The 18,676-nt window shown below is 53.8% G+C and carries 12 protein-coding genes; 5 read left to right on the forward strand and 7 right to left on the reverse strand.

Annotated features, from left to right (window positions below; translation table 11 throughout):
- Position 1: 1 nt before the first annotated feature.
- The gene (locus SH573x_RS12835; RefSeq protein ID WP_479355600.1) at positions 2 to 2,296 is read left to right on the forward strand and encodes a CRTAC1 family protein; all 2,295 of its coding nucleotides are present in this window, start codon (positions 2 to 4) and stop codon (positions 2,294 to 2,296) included.
- 178 nt (positions 2,297 to 2,474) lie between these two features.
- Here the strand turns inward: SH573x_RS12835 and SH573x_RS12840 are convergent, their stop codons facing one another.
- Positions 2,475 to 4,097: a SpoIIE family protein phosphatase gene (locus tag SH573x_RS12840; protein WP_479355602.1), complete on the reverse strand. Its 1,623-nt coding sequence runs from the start codon at positions 4,095 to 4,097 to the stop codon at positions 2,475 to 2,477.
- 476 nt (positions 4,098 to 4,573) lie between these two features.
- On the opposite strand from SH573x_RS12840, the gene SH573x_RS12845 reads away from it, so the two are divergent.
- Both SH573x_RS12845 and SH573x_RS12850 read left to right on the forward strand, forming a co-directional pair.
- On the forward strand, positions 4,574 to 6,877 hold the full coding sequence (locus SH573x_RS12845) for a hybrid sensor histidine kinase/response regulator (protein ID WP_479355604.1): 2,304 nt from the start codon (positions 4,574 to 4,576) through the stop codon (positions 6,875 to 6,877).
- Positions 6,878 to 6,888: 11 nt separating this feature from the next.
- Positions 6,889 to 7,257, forward strand: coding sequence for a VOC family protein (locus SH573x_RS12850; protein WP_479355606.1), 369 nt, complete (start codon positions 6,889 to 6,891; stop codon positions 7,255 to 7,257).
- 104 nt (positions 7,258 to 7,361) lie between these two features.
- On the opposite strand, the gene SH573x_RS12855 is transcribed toward SH573x_RS12850, so the two are convergent.
- The 3 genes from SH573x_RS12855 to SH573x_RS12865 all read right to left on the reverse strand — a co-directional run bounded on the left by SH573x_RS12855 (position 7,362) and on the right by SH573x_RS12865 (position 10,217).
- Complete coding sequence (locus SH573x_RS12855; protein ID WP_479355608.1) at positions 7,362 to 7,727, reverse strand: ArsR/SmtB family transcription factor; 366 nt, start codon at positions 7,725 to 7,727, stop codon at positions 7,362 to 7,364.
- 162 nt (positions 7,728 to 7,889) lie between these two features.
- Positions 7,890 to 8,198, reverse strand: a complete 309-nt coding sequence (locus tag SH573x_RS12860) for a hypothetical protein (protein ID WP_479355610.1) — start codon at positions 8,196 to 8,198, stop codon at positions 7,890 to 7,892.
- Positions 8,199 to 8,294: 96 nt separating this feature from the next.
- Positions 8,295 to 10,217 carry a metallophosphoesterase gene (locus tag SH573x_RS12865; RefSeq protein ID WP_479355612.1) on the reverse strand — a complete coding sequence of 641 codons (1,923 nt, stop codon included), beginning with the start codon at positions 10,215 to 10,217 and terminating at the stop codon, positions 8,295 to 8,297.
- Positions 10,218 to 10,564: 347 nt separating this feature from the next.
- Between SH573x_RS12865 and SH573x_RS12870 the strand changes: the two genes are divergently transcribed.
- Positions 10,565 to 11,533 (forward strand): DUF1559 family PulG-like putative transporter, encoded by a 969-nt coding sequence (locus SH573x_RS12870; RefSeq protein WP_479355614.1) that lies wholly within the window; start codon positions 10,565 to 10,567, stop codon positions 11,531 to 11,533.
- A gap of 39 nt (positions 11,534 to 11,572) precedes the next feature.
- Positions 11,573 to 12,025, forward strand: coding sequence for a transthyretin-like family protein (locus tag SH573x_RS12875; RefSeq protein WP_479355615.1), 453 nt, complete (start codon positions 11,573 to 11,575; stop codon positions 12,023 to 12,025).
- A gap of 170 nt (positions 12,026 to 12,195) precedes the next feature.
- On the opposite strand, the gene SH573x_RS12880 is transcribed toward SH573x_RS12875, so the two are convergent.
- The 3 genes from SH573x_RS12880 to SH573x_RS12890 form a co-directional block, all read right to left on the reverse strand.
- A complete protein-coding gene (locus tag SH573x_RS12880; protein ID WP_479355617.1) occupies positions 12,196 to 13,647 on the reverse strand; it encodes a hypothetical protein in 1,452 nt (483 codons plus the stop codon).
- Between the two features lie 248 nt (positions 13,648 to 13,895).
- On the reverse strand, positions 13,896 to 14,459 hold the full coding sequence (locus SH573x_RS12885; protein WP_479355619.1) for an RNA polymerase sigma factor: 564 nt from the start codon (positions 14,457 to 14,459) through the stop codon (positions 13,896 to 13,898).
- Between the two features lie 105 nt (positions 14,460 to 14,564).
- Positions 14,565 to 18,437: a DUF7133 domain-containing protein gene (locus SH573x_RS12890; protein WP_479355621.1), complete on the reverse strand. Its 3,873-nt coding sequence runs from the start codon at positions 18,435 to 18,437 to the stop codon at positions 14,565 to 14,567.
- Positions 18,438 to 18,676: the final 239 nt, after the last annotated feature.

The following is an 18,676-nucleotide window of genomic DNA, read 5'->3' on the forward strand; positions in this document are numbered from 1 at the left end:
CATGAGTTTTAAAACAGATCGAGCCAGTGCAGCGCCGCCTGACACGCTGATGGCTTCGCAGATTACTCGCCGTGATCGCTGGATCATCAGCGGACTTGCAGTGCTGGCTCTGGCGGTGGCACTGTACTACTTGCTGTGGCGCGATGATGAGGCGGTTTCTTTATCGGCAGATAGTTTGCCGACAGGTGTACCAACTGCAGCAGCGTTCGACTACGCGCCGCGCGATGCGGTTGACGAAGCCGGCTTTCGCACGGTGCTGCCCAACATTCCCGCCTGGCCACCCGACGCTACTTCCAGCGAGATAGCCAAGTACTTCGACGGCGCTGCTGAACGCATGGTTGCAAACATCGAGCAGTACCTGTCGCACAACCAGCTCGATGAGCAAGATGCCATCTTGAGCAGGTTTTCGAAGGCGGTCATGTTGAACTTCGATGGCAAAACCGATGCCGCCTACCAAGTACTGACTGAATGTCGTCGGCTGTTGGAGGCGAAGCCTGAGTTAGCCCGAGACAACTTGTACACGATTGTTTATTTGCAGGGACTGGTGGGGCTTCGCCAAGGCGAAACTGAAAATTGCGTCATGTGTCGCGGCGAAAGCTCCTGCATATTGCCGATCTCCCCCGCAGCCATTCACCAAAATGAAACTGGATCGCGACTAGCGATAAAGCACTTCACTGAGTACCTGAGCCAATTCCCTGATGATCAGGGAGTGCGCTGGCTACTGAATGTGGCTCATATGACGTTGGGCGAACATCCGCATAAGGTCGATCCGCAGTATCTCGTCAGTCTTGAACACTTCAAGGACGATGCGGAGTTTTCTATTGGTCGCTTTCGAGATATAGGACATCAAGTCGGAGTTAATCGTTTGAACTTGGGCGGGGGCGGAATCATGGAGGATTTCGATAACGATGGCCTACTGGACATTATGATCTCCTCGTTTGATCCGACTGCGAGCATGGCCTTCTACCGCCACACAGGCAAAGGCAAGTTCGAGGATCTGACCAAGTCAGCTGGGCTGGATGATCAAAAAGGGGGCATTAACTGCATGCAAACCGATTTTGATAACGACGGTGATATGGATGTATTGGTTGTGCGCGGTTCGTGGCTATTACCGCAGCAAGCTATGCCGCTCAGTCTGTTGCGAAATAACGGAGACCAAACCTTTACCGATGTAACTCGCGATGCGGGGTTGGGCGAGCCACTGAATTCGATCGCCGCGAGCTGGGCAGACTTTGACAATGATGGCTGGTTAGACGTTTTTGTGGCCAGTGAGTATGGCCACAACCGGTTGTACCACAACCAACACGATGGCACGTTTAAGGATGTCGCTGATGCAGCCGACGTGGCTGGATCTGGAACGAGTCCCTGTAAAGGCGTCGCTTGGCTGGATTTCGATAACGACGGCTACCAAGATCTGTTTCTGACCTACATGGGTTTCGAGTCTGCCCAACTGTACCGCAACAAACGCGATGGTACATTTTCGCGCGAAGGCGAGTATTTGGGTATCGATGGACCTCAACAAGGTTTCACATGTTGGTCGTGGGATTACGATAACGATGGTTGGTTGGATATCTTCGCTACCACCTACGATCGAACATTGGCCGATGCGGTCGCCAGTTTCACCGGGCTGCCTAATGGTTCAAAATCCAATCGCTTATTCCATAACGATTCGGGGCAAGGGTTCACCAATGTAACTACAGAAGCTGGTTTGGATCTGTGTTTCGCCACCATGGGAGCGAACTTCGGAGACTTCGATAACGATGGATTCTTGGACATGTATTTGGGAACGGGCGACCCCAACTATTCGCTGTTGGTGCCCAATCGCATGTTCCGCAATATGGCCGGTCAGAAGTTCGTAGACATCACAGCTTCCTCGGGTACCGGAAACTTGCAAAAGGGGCATGGCACTGCGTGCGGCGACTGGGACGGTGATGGCAACGTGGACCTGTTTATTCAGATGGGTGGCGCTGTTAACGGCGACAAGTATCACAACTTACTTTTTCAAAACCCTGGTCATGATAATGCGTGGGTAACGCTGAAGCTGATCGGTACCCAGACGAATCGTGCCGCCATTGGTGCTCGCATTAAAGTGGTTATCGACGAGCCACAGCCTCGCACGATCTATCGCTCGGTGAGCTCCGGAAGTAGCTTCGGTGCCAACCCACTGCAACAAACAATCGGCCTTGGCCATGCCACAGCCATCCAGCGCGTCGAGATCGACTGGCCGGTTAGCGGTCAAACGCAAGTCCTAGACGACGTGCCTATCCGCCAATCCATGATCATTACCGAACCCTGATCTCCTTGGAATGCGGAAGCCTTTGCTTCTGCATTGATGTCAGCGTTAACTGTACCGCAGCCTGAACGCACGTTGGACGTTCATGGCGAGTGGTTCGGACAGGCTGCGGTACAGTTGGGTTATCACATCAAAGCTGTGGCTCCGTCACAGCACTCCAAAGGTACAGCACTTCAAAGAGTCAGCTGCGGCGGAGGTGGACCAGGCACATGTCGTCGAATTGGGGATGGTCGCCGATGAACTGATCGACTTCGGCAACCACTTGCTCGATCAGCGGCTGCGGTTGACGCGAAGATTTGATCAGCAACGGGCCAATACGCTGCTTGCCAAATCGCTGGCCACTGGCTGACTCGGCATCGGGGAAGCCGTCGCTGAAGATGGTGAGACTGGTGCCCGGCAAAATAGAGATCGTCACGTCGATGTATTCTTCACTATCTGAAACGCTCAGCGGCAGTCCACTGAAATCATCACCTATTTCGCTCAACTGGCCTGACTGGTCAATTAACATGGGATATTCATGTCCCGCATTAGCAATCGTTACTGTGTGATCGATGGGATCGAGGATCGCGATGAGAATCGTGATGTAGGCACTGCCCAAGCGTTGATTGAGGCGTTGGATAACAGCGCCTGGAGAAAGAAGTGTCTCAAAGCACACGCGGGTTTCCGTGGCCAGCCGCACCATGGTGAGAGCTGCTGGGACTCCCTTGCCGGCTACGTCGCCCAGCACGATCGCTAGCTTGCCGCCGGGAAGTTGTATGAAGTCGTAGTAGTCGCCGCCGATATGCCGCGCGGCACGGTAGAATGCGGCTAACTGGTAGTTGTCGATCGTCGGTGTGCACTCGGGCAAATACGACTGCTGGACAATCCGCGCGTTTTCGACATCGCGACGCACGACTGCATCACGCATGGCGGCTTTGTGTACAACCGAGAAGTTATAGGCCATGGTGATCATCGACGAAACCGAGACCAACAGCTCGAGATCTGTTTCGCCAAAATCATTGGGCAGTGGCGAGTCGACATAGATCAGCCCCACGATCGCGCCTTCGCTGTTCACAAACGGTGCTGCCAGCACTGCGCGAGTGTTCGCGCGAAGCACGCTCTTGGGGTCGTCCAAATCATTGGGTGCGTCCGCAAACAATACAGCTTCGCCACTCTTGAGCACGTGGGAAACAATCGTGTGACTCAAAACAACGTCACCGGATGTGGACTTGCTTCGCCCCCTGACTTGTTCTTGTTGGAACTTGCCTTCGGGAGACAACAATCCAATTGCAACCAGTTGGGCGTGAGGAAAAATGAGTAGCAGCGATTCAGCTGTCTTGGCCAGAATGTGATCGATCTCCAGTACGTTGCGCAGCGATTTAGCGATCTCAAAGACTCCGCGCAGTTGCCCCATGACGCTCGTTAGTTTATCGGGCGAAAACGTTGAGACGGCACGCGTTGCCGAAAGCTTGAGCGATTCGTTTTTGTCGCGAGTTGAGGTGAGTAGCTTGGAATCGTTGATGCTACTCTGATCGGCTGAATTGATCAGCTGAAAATGAAAGTCGCAGATCTGGAATTTAGCGCCCGTTTCCAATCGATACCAACGAAATGGCTCCAGCCGCTGACCGGCCAGTAGCGTTCCGTTGTGGCTGTCCAAATCCCGCAGCTCAACCAGGTTGTCTTGGACCCGTAATTCGGCATGCTGTCGAGACACAGACGCCATCTTCGATTCCAGGACAATGTCGCAATCTTTACGACGGCCTAGTAGCACGCGACCGTTGTATAGGCTGATGTCGTGACCAACTTGAGCCGACCGTAGAAGCATAGTGCAAAGCTCATCTGTCCAGAGCAACAATTTCCATGTCTCACTAGTTATACCTCCGCAACCTCACCTCCAACATGGGATTTTGGCGAATGGGCAAAACACGCTTGCACCCGAGTTAATCAATAGTGTGCGGGCTCGCTGCGACCGTTTGTCGCCAAAGTGAGTCAATATGAGATAATGGCGACCGCGTCGTTGGCATGGTGTTTGCCATATTGTGTTCGTCCAATTGGTTTTAAAGTCTACTGAGGATGCCTTAGACCAACATCCTGTGCGGCTCGCGTCGGCTTGAGGGGATTGAGCGAATTGAAGGGGGAGTCCCCCACGGCCTGTGCGTGCCCGCTGCTACGAATATGGCAGGTTCATATTATTGCCTGCCGGTAACTTAATAAGTTGACCAGACCTGGCTAAACCACGAAAATACGCGGCATGGAATAATCCATTAGTCAATTTCTTCCGGCTAGGTGGAGCTGAGTTTAGTGGATCAAAAAGCAACCGATAACGGCGGTAGAGTGCGATGGCTGCTAACCAACGGCATGGCTCTTGGTGCGGTGGCGGCAGCGCTGATTGCTAGTATCATCACCCAGCCCGTTATCGACTTGCCCTTTATCGCGGTGTTTGTCGCAGTTCTATTTTCTGCCATGACCGCTGGTCGAGTTTCCGCCGTTTGTGCTTTGGTCGTCGGGGCGATTGGCGTCTGCTATTTTTTGTTGGAACCTAGCTTCAGTATGGCGGTCGCCCGGAGAGAGCACCAAGCGGGGCTGCTGTTGTTCTGCGCATTGAGTCTAGCTAGTATCGCCATTATCGAAACCCTCCGTAAAATTCCTTCGTTGGCCGCAGGCATTGCTGCTCGCAAGACAATCGATGATCACCTGCGACGCAACCACGATACCTTTTATCATTTGATTAAAAACAATCCGTTCGGTGTGTACGTAGTCAATGCGGACTTTGTGCTAACTGAAGTTAGCGCAGGAGCCCAGAAGGTTTTCTCCACTGTTGATCCTCCGGCACTGGGGCGAGACTTTGCCGATGTGCTGCGTGCGATCTGGTGCGAGCCTTTTGCCGAAGAAGCGATTGAAAAGTTTCGACGCACGCTGGCAACTGGTGAGCCGTATGTTGCTGCAAGTACAGTTGAACGACGCGCCGATATCGACATGATCGAAGCTTACGATTGGCGGATTGAACGCATTAGTCTCCCCGACGGACGATTTGGCGTGGTGTGTTACTTCTACGACTTAACCGAGCGTCAACGATGGGGCGCGGCTCTACGCGAAAGCGAAGAGCGGCTGCGATTAGCTACGGAAGCTGCAGGGCTGGGGATCTGGTCCTGGCAGCCTGACGAGGATATTGTCGCTTGGGAGAACGAGCGTCCTTACACGATCATGAAGTTGCCGCTCGATGAGGCACCGATTGCAGCAGCCCGGTTTGCGGCCGAGTATGTGCATCGCGACGATCTAGCGGCTTTCCAGCAAGCCATGAGTCGCACGGTCAATGACTTGCAGCCTTTTTATTTCGAAGGCAGAGCTCGCCGAACCGATGGCAAGTGGATCTGGCTTGAATTCACTGGCAAGCCTATACGAGCCGACTCGAGCTTGCCGTTGCGCGTAATCGGCACGATGCAAGACATTACTGCCCGCAAGGAGGCAGAGGAGCAGCTGATCGATTCCGATCGTCGCAAAGACGAATTCTTGGCAACTCTGGCTCATGAACTTCGCAATCCACTTGCTCCGATCCGGAACTCCATCGAGCTGATGAAGCAAGCCGATAACAATTCAAAGCTGATCCAACAAGCACGCTCCACCATGGAACGGCAAGTAGTCCAGATGGTCCGCTTAATCGACGACTTGTTGGACGTCAGTCGAATTACGAGTAACAAACTCGAACTGAAGATGAGTCAAGTTGATCTGGCGAGCATAGTTGAGCATGCTGTCGAAGCCTGTCATCCTCAGTACCAGCGCGAGGGGCACCAGCTGAAAATATCTCTGCCGCCTGAACCAGTCTATCTCCAAGCCGATCCTACGCGCCTGACCCAAGTCTTGGGAAATCTGCTTAATAACTCGTGCAAATATACCAAACCTGGTGGTGAAGTCGCTTTAACTGTTCATCGTGAGGAGCGACAGGTTGTCATTCGCGTCAAAGACAATGGTATGGGCATTCCTCCGGAGATGTTGACTAAGGTTTTCAACCTCTTCTCGCAGGTCGATCGTTCACTTGAGAGATCCGAAGGCGGTCTGGGTATCGGTTTATCATTGGTGAAGCGGCTAGTTGAGATGCACAACGGCACGGTCTCGGCCCACAGCGATGGCTTGGAAAGGGGCAGCGAATTTGTTATCCGACTGCCTGTCGTGTTGGACGAACCGGTGTCAGCAGGTCAAACCGTCTTGACAGCGTCGTCTGTGCAGACGTCGTTGGTGCTACACCGCTTTCTGATAGTGGACGATAATAAAGATGCAGCGAAAACCCTGGCGCTGCTCCTCAGCTTGACCGGCAACGACACCATGATCGCCCACGACGGAGTTGAGGCCCTTGAAAAGGCCGAAGCTTTCTGTCCCGATATAGTCGTACTGGACATCGGTTTGCCCAAGAAGAACGGTTACGAAGTCTGCCGCGAAATCCGCCATCGCCCTTGGGGAAAGGACATCAAGATGGTCGCCTTGACAGGCTGGGGCCAAGATGAAGATCGGAGGAAGTCCAGCGAAGCTGGATTTGACATCCACTTGGTGAAACCCATCGAGCATACAAACTTGATTTCGTTGTTGTCGAAGCTGCCCAATAAACAGTAAAGGTTCCAATTTTGTCAAATCACAATCCAGTGCACCACGAGATCAACTATATAGAAATCGCAGCACTCGACCTGGTGGCGACCAAGCATTTCTACGCGGCCGCGTTCGGGTGGACATTCAACGACTACGGCCCTGCCTATGCCGGTATCCGGAGGCTGAGCGGCGAAGGTGAGTGTGGCGGCTTCTGGCAGGCAGATCAGGTTAGTACGGGCGGCCCGTTGGTAGTGTTGTACTCAGATTCACTTGAAGATTCTGCAGAGCGGGTGGTGGCTGCGGGTGGCAAGATAACCAAGCCTATCTTCTCGTTTCCCGGTGGACGACGATTTCACTTTACTGACCCTAGCGGTAACGAACTGGGGGTCTGGTCCGACCAGGCATAACTAGCGTTCGCAGGCTATCCTCGTTCGGGCCAGCGTATCTCAATGTTCATCCATGACGTGCAATTATTGGCCAGACCTAAATGGGAGAGACCAGTTAAGGTTGATCAGTTGCTCGAATCCTGGGAGTCACCATGTGGTGTCCAGTCCGATTGACGACGGACATCCTCTTCTAGTTCGGTCAGCTCTTCGAAACCATCCAAGCTCTCAAGCAGCTTGAGATGAAACGGTGAGATGGCCTCGGCTAGCTTATAGAAGCGGAAATGCCGGTCGAGTCGCGAGTGGACCAGGTGAGCCCGTTCCAGCAGGTTCATTTGCCAACTGAGCTCGCCACGTGGCATCTCAAAGAACTGGGCGATATCGTTCTTGCACAGTTCGCCTTTATGACGCAACAAGTTCAAAATACGGACGCGCAGCGGATCTGAAAATGCACGACACAAGGAAGCACGCGGATCGTCTCGACGGTTGGACATGTAGGCGGGTCAATAGTGAACGAAGCTGGACAACCGTATCTGTACCACGCTCTCGCCCAAGTGCGAAGCTGCGAATTGTAAAGATGTGATGAAGAGTAATGGAATTGCTCGCGATGTTTGTAAGTAGCTTCTTCAATCGGACTTTGCCGCAACGGTCAGATCTCAGAGCTTCCAAGTCGTGTTGTCGCCGGACAAATTCCAGCGAAACTGCATGGAAGTAGCGCCAGCCGGGTTGTTCACCGAGCGAAACGGTGCGCTGCCAGGTCCATTGGAGCTGACACCAGTGTTGGTACCCGCCACTAAATGCTCGTTGACGTTTACACTGATGACAACTGCTTCGAGTGGATCCTGGTTGCTTGTGTTGGTTGGATCGAGTCTTAGCAGTTGCTCCAAGTCACCATTGTCAAACCTGACTTCCAACAAACCAACTTGACTATTCTCATGACGGAAACTCGAGTCAAACTCTAGCACGACCCAATTGGCAGCGATGTTTTCTAGTTTGATCGGGCGGGTTAGGTGGTGTTTTGAACGACATTGATCGCGCCTTGGCCTTTGGCGACGGGAGTGTCAAAACGCCTTTAGTGCCTTGGTTTTGCGAATCTCAATAGAATCGAACAAACGCCCTTCGAGATCAAAAGCCTTCATCTCGAGCACAGGGCCGTTGATCGCCACAAACATGAAATGGTGACCGCGTCGGACGTTATTCTGAAACCATGGACGAATCGGGCCGGCTTGCTCTAGCCCACCACCGCCTCCGCCGGTGACCATGTAGGTTGTACCACCTTCCGTCTTGGTCTGCCCTTCGCGCATGGGCCAGGTGCGTTCATAAGAGTGGATGTGGCCGTTCCACACGATATCGATACCATGCTCGTCAAACAGCTTGGTCAAAGGTCGCAATCTCATGTCTCCCCACGTGCTCTTGCCATTCCATAAGTCCCCATAGTCGTTCTCGTCGGACGAATAGACTGGATGATGAAAGCTGACAAACTTCCACTCGATATCTGACTTGCCCTCGGTTTCGCGTTGCTTGATTTCCTTCAATTGGCCTTCCAGCCACGTGTATTGTTCAGTGCCTTCGCCAACTTTTTTGTTTGAGTCCAATACGAAGAACACGGCATTTCCATATCGGAACTGATAGTAGTACTCAGGATCCGGTACGTTCATATACCGATAGTAGTGATCAGCGTTGCGTTCATGGTTACCCAACACCGGGTAGAGCGGTACTCGTGAAATGAGCGGATTCATGCTCGCGAAGAATTCGTGTACCCATTGATGTTTCTGGGTGCCGTCGTCGACTAAATCGCCGGGCAATAACAAGAAGTTAGGACGAAGGGCCCAAGCCATTTGCGCCAGTTTTCCATTGACCTGCGGATTGCCCTGAGTGTCACCCATGACGATGAACGCGTACGGATTGCCTGGCATAGTGGCTGTTTGAAACGAAAACACTTCGCTACGAAACTCCTGGTCACTATCAGTTTGTTTGACGACCACCTGGTAGTAGTAACCGGTTTCTGGCTTGAGCTGGTCCAGCAACGTAGCGTGCAATAGCTGGTCATCGCTGGTTGATGTACGAGACAGATCGAATTTGCTCGTCTCACCGTACTCTACTCGAACATCCCCGGGCTTGGTCAGTTCACACATGACCCGCATGCTATCGGTGGTTCCATATTGCAGATAGGGCTTGACGACAAACTGGAAATCCAGCGAGGGATCTTTGGCCGAGGGTAAACTCGCCCAGGCTGCCTGGTGTTCGAAATCGTGTGCGACCCATTTCTCTTTGGCAGCCACATCGTAAATCGACACCGCCCCGATGCGGCCGTGATGAGGAAAGGACTCGTTGTTGTCCAGGTACGCGCCTAGCGCCAACTTGGCTTCATCCGGATAGAGGACCGCGCCCGATTGCTCGGTGGATTCGGCATCCAGTTGTCCATTGACGAACAGTTGCATTTTCTGTCCATCGTAAGCAGCTACCAAGTGATAGAGTTTGCCGGGTTCGATGAGCGACTTGCCTGTCAGGTAGGTCATCAGCCCATCGCCATCGTCGGCTCCAGCTGTGGAAAGCGCAAACGAAAAGTGCTTCTTGTTGTAACCGACGACCCAGCCCTTCTCGAAGCCACCGTTATCTTGAAACGCGCCGACCAAGCCGCCATTGGAGAGTGTTTTATCGACAGCTGCCCACAGCGAAATGGTAAAAGCCGTTTGAGGTAGCTGGCCACGAATTTCTGACCACGGCTGGGCTGCGTATAGGTAATCTTCTCGGCCATCCAAACGCAGCAGCGTTTCGCTGCCTATCATTTCGGGGAGTGGCTTGCCCGACACGCGCAGGTCCGGACCTTGAATCGCGATCACCGATTTGTCCTTTAGTGACTTCGAGTCGAATGACCAGCTGCACATCGGATCGGGACCGTCATGGGCCTCAAGAGATCGATTTGCATTGAACGTCCAAGATAGCGTGAGAGAGATCAGCAGTAGCAAGTGAGTCAGACGCATTGTGTTACACATCGATGATAAAGGTGGCCACGGGAAAGTGTGGGCGCAAATTTACCATGATCTCTCGTTAGCAGGCAGAGCCTGAAACTATGTGGCATAGGCTTCCAGCCTGTGTGCGTGCTCTCGTGCCCAGGCTCTGCCTGGGCACGCGCTGCCTTGGAGGCTCCGCCTCCGTGGGCTTGTGTACATGAGATGCGCAGGCGGAGCCTGCGGAGCAGTGGGTTACCAGGCAGAGCCTGGTAACCAGGGCTAGTGTTAAGATTGTGTTTAGAACGATTGCGGAAAAATGGAGTTGCGGTAACCATGGGTGGAAACGCCCATGGTGTAACTTTCGGTTTGGAGCAGTCATGAATTTGGTTCGTCGTCGTTCAGCATTTACTCTAGTTGAGCTGTTGGTCGTGATAGCGATCATTGGAATATTGGTTGGGTTACTCTTGCCCGCGGTACAAGCAGCCCGTGAAGCAGCCAGACGCATGAGCTGCAGCAACAATCTGAAGCAGATTGGTTTGGCCATGCACAACTATCACGATACACATAAAGTCTTTCCCAACGGCTTTGGGGTGAACCAGGAGTTCTGGAGTGCACTCATTCTGCCGCAGCTTGAGCAGACGAACTTGCACCAGAATTTAGTGTGGACCAATTCGGCATTAGTTAATTCGGCCTACGCCACCGATTGGACCAACTACGATTCGCCAAATAAGAGAGCTTGTGAAACAGTCGTGCCTGTATTTCGCTGCCCCAGCATGGCGCAAGCCGAACACCTGGACTACAACACCATCGGTCGGCGCGTACCGGTGAGCTATCGAGGCGTGGCAGGTGCCAAAGTAGCATCCGACGATGCGAGCACTCGACCAGCTGGTTATAAGACAGCTGAATTCACGGCTCTCGAGCAAATCAATCTGGACGGTGTGCTGTTCGGTGCTAGCCGCATTGGTTTTCGCGAAATCATCGATGGAACAACCAACACGCTGTTGGTCGGCGAATCGTATACGGACTGTGACTTTGTCAAAGACAATCAAGGCATGGACTACTTCGCCTTCTTCAGTCCTCAAATGTCGACTTGGAAACCAGGGCGGTTGACCGGCACAGAACATACCGAGGGGCTAGGATCGGCAGTGGTGCAAATAAACGCTCGTAAAAATCCAACCATACACGGCGTGTTGATGGAAATGAGCTTCGGCAGTTACCACACCGGTGGTGCGATGTTCTCACTCTGCGATGGTTCGGTACGCTTCATGTCAGAGTCGATGGATATGGCCACGTATCAAGCCATGGCAACCCGCGCTGGTGGTGAAGTGGTCAACAGTCTCGACTAAGGCCACGGACCAAAACTTCATTCTAAAAGATTACGAGTCATGAATAGAAACATATGGGCTGTTGGCCTGCTCGGTGTGCTGGCGTTTGCGATCGGATGCGGTGGAGCTGTGGCCGACTATAGCAAAGTCGACCTTGTTAAAGGCTCTGGCAAAATTACATTGGACGACCAGCCATTGGCAGGCGCCGTCGTAACCTTCGAAGATCCAACCGATGATACCTTCTCTTATGCCTTGACAGACGATCAAGGGAATTACTCCTTGCAGTTCGACTCCGAGATGAAAGGTGTGAAGACTGGCAAGAAAGTTGTCCGTATTAGCACCACCAAGAAGATCTTGGGACTTAACAGCAAACCAGGCCGCGAGGAAGGCGCCGACCCTGATCAACGCAGCCGTGGTGAACTGGTACCCGAACGCTACAACAAGAAGTCCGAGTTGACTGCAGACGTCAGCCACGACAGCCGCTCATTTGACTTCGATCTCAAGGGTAGTTGAGTCTCTCGTTCCCAGGCTCTGTGTGGCATAGGCTTCCAGCCTGTGTGAGTATTATGTTTCTGCTGGCCTTGCCTTGTGGACTAGAAAAACGGAGATGCGCAGGCGGAGCCTGCGGGGCAGTGGGTTACCAGGCAGAGCCTGGTAACCAGGGCTCGTGCTGGTAACCAGGGTTAGTTGAACTTGACCAAATAACTTGTGCGACGTCGGTGCGAAGTTGCTGAGTCGAGTGTGGTGCGTTCGGAAGCAAAGTAGTAGCCAAGCGGCGAACGATTGTAGCCAGTGAAGTCGGACTGGATATCTTTCTCGATCGGGTGCACTGCTCCTGGCGCCAGTCCAATTTTCTTGACCAGCGATCTGGCCAAGCAATGGCCAGTGTCGAGTTGCAACCAGTATTGTGCCCGCTGCTTATTCAGTGGATTATCGGGAGCGATTGCAGTCAGCTTCATCGTCCTCTCTGGGCCACCTCGGCCAGCCGGGTCAATCTCGTAGCGATACTCAGGGCTATGGCTTAGGAGAAATGGTCTGCATGCACATTCGGGCCACAGCTGTGGCCAGGGCGGCAAGACAAACTGTTGACTGCCCTGAGTCGTCTTGATCGCGGGTACGGAAAGTCCTTCACGTACGGGTGGAAATAGCTCTGCGGCAGTGTCCATCATGGACTCATCAATTGGATAAAACTGATAGGCCTCACCGTCGCAACGAGCCAGCGGCCAGGCATCAAATCGCTGTGCGTGCGCACTCCACCAAGCTAGGTCTGGATGATCGGGAATCGCCAACTCACCATCGCGGACTCTGAGCACATCGACTTCGTATTTGACACCTGAGCGCACAAGTCTAATCAGCATCGCTGGCCGAGTTTCAGCCAAGCCTGCGGCCGCATTCAAGCCCGCTTCCATCGGCCAGCTGCGATCGATCACTAACGCCTCATAGTTGTCGAAGTTCAGCACGTCACGCTGGAACCGTTCGGACAGAGCGACCAGGTCACTACTAGCTACTCGATCGACAACGGGAATCGAGCGATCCACTCCCAGATCGTAAATGTCTTTGGGACCACTATCTGGATAGTCAAAACGAGTATTGATATGAAGTCCACTAGCATGACGTTCCTCCCATGCCTCAATGCGTCGACTTCGCTGGTCGCACAGAATAGTGGTGTCCCATTGGATGTCAGCGTTGCTCTTCATGCGCGACTGAAAAGAGTACTGGATGTAATTCTGGCCATCTTGTACGACTGAAGATTTGGTGGTCGAACTTACCACGCATGTGGGCAGTACCGTTGATAGATCGCCGTCGCTCAGCAACGCGCGCACAAAGGCACCGCCGCTGTTTTCGAATCTACCATCGACGCGCCACTTATAGATATTGGCTCCGACGAACGCGACACTTGACTGAATTCCGGCCGCATAGTCGGTAAAATGTCGCGAATCCTTGGTCCGGAAAGCCGCGATCCGCTGCAGTGGCGAACACCAAGATTCAGACTCGATGACTTGCCCATCTTGCTCGACAGTTGTTCGGCCATGAATCCAGGACGAGTGACGCGTCGCCTCGATCGCGGATGCTAAACCCGAGGTGGCAGTGCCCCATGGTGGAACCAAGGCGATGAGTACCGTGGCTGCGACCATGGCCACTGTCACACCTAGCCAGGAGCGAATACGCCTCGGTTGCTTTCTTGCAATTTGTACGGAATGAACACCGTCAACTTTAGACGACGCTGCCGTTGGCGCACTCTCTACTACGACGGGGGATGTGCGGGACAGTAGTTTACTCCGCAAACTAGCTACATGTTCGTCAGAGGGCTCTACGGCCGAGTCATACGACCGAAATGCGTCAGCTAAATCGTTGTCGGTAAAGTCAGTTGGCTTGTTCATCACTAGTAATCACGATCGTTAGTAATGCGCATCAGTCGCCTTAGCCGTTGCCTGGCTCTTGAAAGCGTCGATTCGATGGCTTTGGGTGTCAAGTGAGTCAACTGCGCGAGTTGTGAAACACTCATTCCCACTTCATACTTCTGTCGCAACACAAATTGCCAATGATCGGGCAGCGAGGCAATGGCAGCTTGGAGCAAAGCCAAACGCTCGCCGGCCTGGATGGCAGCCGCCGAGTCACTGCTACTGACCGGATCAGGAAAATCGGTTGCATCACCCACGTACGCGAGGCATCGCGCATACTCACGCCGGAGGTATCCCAAGGCCTGGTAACGTGCAATACCCAGTATCCAATCGATCGGACTACCACGCTGGTCATCCAGTTGCTCAACCTTGGCAATAGCTGACAACCAAACATCTTGATTGAGCTCTTCAACCACATGCGAATCGGCTTTGGTGACGCAATAGATCAAGCGATAAGTTCGCTGACACATGGCTGAATACAAAGCGTCCCAGGCCTTGGTATCTCGCAACCGCAAGAGTTCAATATGGTTTGGCTCGGACAGCATCCCGATTCTCTAAAAGAGCTCACGCTTTTGCTTCGTAGCGGAAGCCGTCAAGGCTTTCGGTTTCGAAGTGATCATTCCGAAATGCGTGACGCATTCCGCTACAGTTTACAGTGACTGCAGGTAGGCGATCAAATCTGCCAGTTGCTCGGGAACCAGGCTACCGACTAGTTGCTCAGGCATAGCCGAGGTGGACTTGCGGGAGCGTTCCTCAATTTCATCGCGTGGCACGACCGTCGAATTTCCTTGGCTGTCGCGGACCGTGATCGCTCGACCATTCTCGCTGACAACAAAGCCCGTGACAATCTTGCCTCCGCTCAGTAAAAAGGCCTGGGTCTCAAAACCTTGTGCGATTTTCTCGCTCGGTTTCAAGATGGACTCCACCAGTTCGTTCGCCTTGTAACGCTTGCCAATGTCCACCAAATGCGGGCCAACCGGTTTCTGTCCAGCAGCCGAGGTGTGGCACGCAGCACAGGCATGGGCTTTGAATAATTGCGCTCCCGATGCCGCATTACCCGTGGCCGCTAGCGTGCGCGATAGTGCGCGTTCGTATGACAGGTTGCCAATTTGATTTTCATTGGAGGGATCAACAGGCTCAATCTTGATGGTCATCGTCGCTGGCTCAGCCATAGGACTATTCGAGTTGGGTAATCCGGACAGACTAACTTGATGCCTGGCCAACTCGGCCCGCAGAACTTGCGACAGTTCAACATCCGCTTCAGCGATCGCCGTGCGTATCACGCTCTCGATACGCGAGCTCTGATCCCAAGTGACCGGATCATAATAGGGACCAGTTGTATCAGGGCGAATTCCCCACCATGAACCATCGTAGTCGCGCTCGTGTTGATACAGACGAATGAGGGTAACCAGGATCGCTTGGCGTCTATCCGTATCCCGCTGCTTAGCCAGCGCCGCAATTAACCCGTCTACCGCGCGAACGTCAACCATCGATCGTAGGGCGCGCAAGGCGCCGCGCCAGTGGACTGTGTCAAGCGCCGCCACGCAAGGCTCCACGGCCTGGGTTTGAATCAACGTGCGGAGGGCCAGATGCGGAATCACCATTTCAGGATGAGGTTGACTGGGATCGGGATGTACTGTGCTGGGCGCATCGGCGAGTTCAATCACCTTAGTCGAAGCGTCAGTAGCTCCTAATCTCCCCAGAGCAATTAGCGCCTGGGCTTGGACGCGCGGCGATGGATCATCCAGATAAGCTGCAAAGATATCTGAACTCAGTCCCTGCAGTTCTGACTTGCGATCCGCCAAGGCGCGGAGAGCGAATTCGCGTACTGCTGAGTCCTGCAGCAACACCAGCAGCAAGTCATGGCACGCAGTTCCTTGTACTTGTTTGAGCGCGAAAATTGCCGCCACGCGACCAGCAATTGGACACGTGCTATCACTGGCAGTGGCCGACAGCAGCTCTGCCGTGTCAGGCTCTTGACCACGTCTAATGAGCGCGCCTTGCGCGTGAAAGCGGACCACCGCGTTTGGCGATCGCAACAGAGCGTTTAGTTCGGCTAGCGTGGCGCTGGAGAGCTCGGGCAGCTTACGCGCCTTAAGTCCGCTCGGAGTTATGCGGGTAACGAATCCTACATGCGGACCAACATAAACCGAAGCTTCGCCGCTCCACCAACTCGCCACGTACAAGTGGCCATTTGCATCCAGATCCATGCCGGTAGCCCGTGATACCGTGGCCCAATCGGCCTGAGTGATGTCGAACGTAGCGTCCACGGCCCGCATCGCGTGATGAAACACACCGCTGCGTCCCCAGTCGCCCGTAAACAATGAATTGTTCAGTGCCGGCGGCCACGCTTCGTCTTCGATGAACAAGCTGCCTGTGCCGCCGCCGTTGCCATAGCTGCCCAGCGCGGGCATGATTTCATCCGAGAAGTTAGCGAACAATCGCGGGTAACCATACTCGGCTGAAGAGTACAACTGGCTCACGCGTGTATCCCAACCGCCACCATCGTTGGTGTTGTCGCGCGTGAACATGTTCAACTGCGAATCGATGGCAATATCGAAAGGGTTCCTCAAGCCAGATGCAAACAGTTCGAGTTCGGTGCCATCGGGACGCACGCGCAAGATTCCGCCGCCGCGCAGCACAACTTTCGAACCGTCCACACCTTCGGCCGCCGGAATACCGTAGTCGCCATCGCAAATGTATAGCCAACCATCAATGCCCAAACGAACAGCATTGGTTGTGTGATCGCCACCACGAGTATTGACCAGGTCAGAAGTAAGTCCGCTGACGAGTTGCTGTTGGCGATCTGCTACTCCATCGCCATCATCATCGTGAAAGACGGATAGGTACGGAGGATGGCACACCCAAACCGAACCAGCTCGATAAGTTACGCCGCGCACGTGGTCGACTTTGCAGAACGTGGTGACCCTGTCCATTTGTCCGTCGCCGTTATCGTCGACACAGCGCAGCACTCTGCCACCGCCTTTGTCAGTTCCTAATGAACCTTGTTGGTCACTGGCAACATAGATGGCGCCAGTTGGTTCACATGCGATCGCCACCGGGTAATTGAGCTGTGGGGCTTTGGCGAACAGAGTGGCTTCAAAGCCGCTGGGAACTTGCACAGCCTCGCGAAATCCTTGCGCAGTGATCGGTTCGTTGGAAGTGTTAAAGCCTCGGCCACCGCCCAAGTTGGGCCCCGCCGGCGCACCGCCCATTCCACCGAAGTTTGGTATAGGTGGGATATAGCCTTCCTCGTTGGGTGTAAGTTGTCGTTTGATCGAAGCGATTCGTCGATCGATGAAATCCATTGGACGAAGCGTGGGTGGCGCGGGAGGTTGACCACCGAACCCCGCTCCACCAAAGGGACCGGCCATTTGTTTCAATCGCTCTTGCGCGCGAGTCGTTTCGGCAGCTCGCGCGACGGCTGACGACGCCTCGAGGGCCTGAATCACCTCAGCCATGGCTTCCGATGCAAAGAAGGTGTTGGTAGCCTGGCGAAGAATCGAGAAGTACTGCTCGCGCGTGACTTCACTTTTCAGCAGTGGATCGATCAGTGGACTTTGTCCGGCATACGGATGGAGCAGACTTAAGTTGGCTAACTGCTCGGGCGAACCCGACAGTGCGGCTCCTCCCAGGGCCGTTTCGAATTCGCTTGCCACGATTCGCAGTTGACCAGTCTGTGCATCAACACACAGATGGTCATTGACGCCGATAGCCGAAAATCCGGACACGTTGGCAGTCAGCGAGTGGGCCGCCAGGTATCGCAGCAGTTCGTCGACCTGCATAAACTGACCAAGTTGCTGTGGAAAGTCAGTTTTAGATTCAGGCGTCAAGATCTTGGCAAATGCGAGCAGGCGATCTTGATGCGCTTTACTTGGCAAAGCCGCAGATCGGAACAGCATCGCATAACCCGACCACTGATCGCCCATGAACTGTAATGTGTTGAATCCGTTGGTCTGGGCTGTCCAGGCCGACTCGGGTATGCCATGCGAATTTTTGAAGGCACTGTCGACTGCTTCTATGGCTGTGTAAAGCCCAATTGCCTCAGCCGCTTGTTGGCCGGTGGCGAAACTGAGTTCCGCGTGCATGGATCTAGTGACGGGCAATTCCAGCGATCTGAAGACATGCTCGGCCACTCTCTCGCGCAACATAGTTGTATCGAATTGCATGGTGTGCAAGCGAAAGGCAGTTGCCCCCTGTATTTCCTGGCCCTCCAGCAGCTCGATAAACATCGGTCGCTTGGGGCTCGGGCCAGCCAGCATATAGGTGAAGTCGCCGTCGTAACGCACGCGACAAGGGATGTCTCGTGTAGCAGCGGCCGGATCCGTCGACTCGGCGAATTGCAAAGTGGCTTTAACCCAGTTGAACTTGGTACCAAACATATTGGTTACCGATTCGCGGGTCGGCGCTGCCTCGTTCGGCAATCGCAATGGCTGCGCTGGTACCGGGCCACCTGGTGCTAGAGCTTGAGGAGCGGCGGGCTCGAGCGCTGCTCGCTCCGCGTCGCTAAATTCAAGTTGCATGGACCACACGTTCTGCGATTTGAACGGCTCGGCGCCCACTGCAATCGAGTGATTCGCGGCAACTAAGCACAAGCTAATGCAGGCTACACAAACGACTTGCTCAACACTACTTACTCTCAAGATCCCTCTCCTTCGCCGGGCCAATGTTTAAATTCGGTGCAGCCTAAGCAGACACTACACAGCTATTTGCGTGGTCAAGGCAAATCCTTCGCGGAATCTTCAGTTTTTTTGAGCTTTCG

It is taken from the genome of Rania fehmarnensis, from assembly GCF_056494185.1.

Bases quoted from the DNA above. Each gene is read 5' to 3' on its own strand.
- SH573x_RS12835 (WP_479355600.1), top strand. From the start codon at position 2: ATGAGTTTTAAAACAGATCGAGCCAGTGCAGCGCCGCCTGACACGCTG.
- SH573x_RS12840 (WP_479355602.1), bottom strand. From the start codon at position 4,097: ATGCTTCTACGGTCGGCTCAAGTTGGTCACGACATCAGCCTATACAAC.
- SH573x_RS12855 (WP_479355608.1), bottom strand. From the start codon at position 7,727: ATGTCCAACCGTCGAGACGATCCGCGTGCTTCCTTGTGTCGTGCATTT.
- SH573x_RS12865 (WP_479355612.1), bottom strand. From the start codon at position 10,217: ATGCGTCTGACTCACTTGCTACTGCTGATCTCTCTCACGCTATCTTGG.
- SH573x_RS12870 (WP_479355614.1), top strand. From the start codon at position 10,565: ATGAATTTGGTTCGTCGTCGTTCAGCATTTACTCTAGTTGAGCTGTTG.
- SH573x_RS12875 (WP_479355615.1), top strand. From the start codon at position 11,573: ATGAATAGAAACATATGGGCTGTTGGCCTGCTCGGTGTGCTGGCGTTT.
- SH573x_RS12880 (WP_479355617.1), bottom strand. From the start codon at position 13,647: ATGGTCGCAGCCACGGTACTCATCGCCTTGGTTCCACCATGGGGCACT.
- SH573x_RS12885 (WP_479355619.1), bottom strand. From the start codon at position 14,459: ATGCTGTCCGAGCCAAACCATATTGAACTCTTGCGGTTGCGAGATACC.
- SH573x_RS12890 (WP_479355621.1), bottom strand. From the start codon at position 18,437: ATGCAACTTGAATTTAGCGACGCGGAGCGAGCAGCGCTCGAGCCCGCC.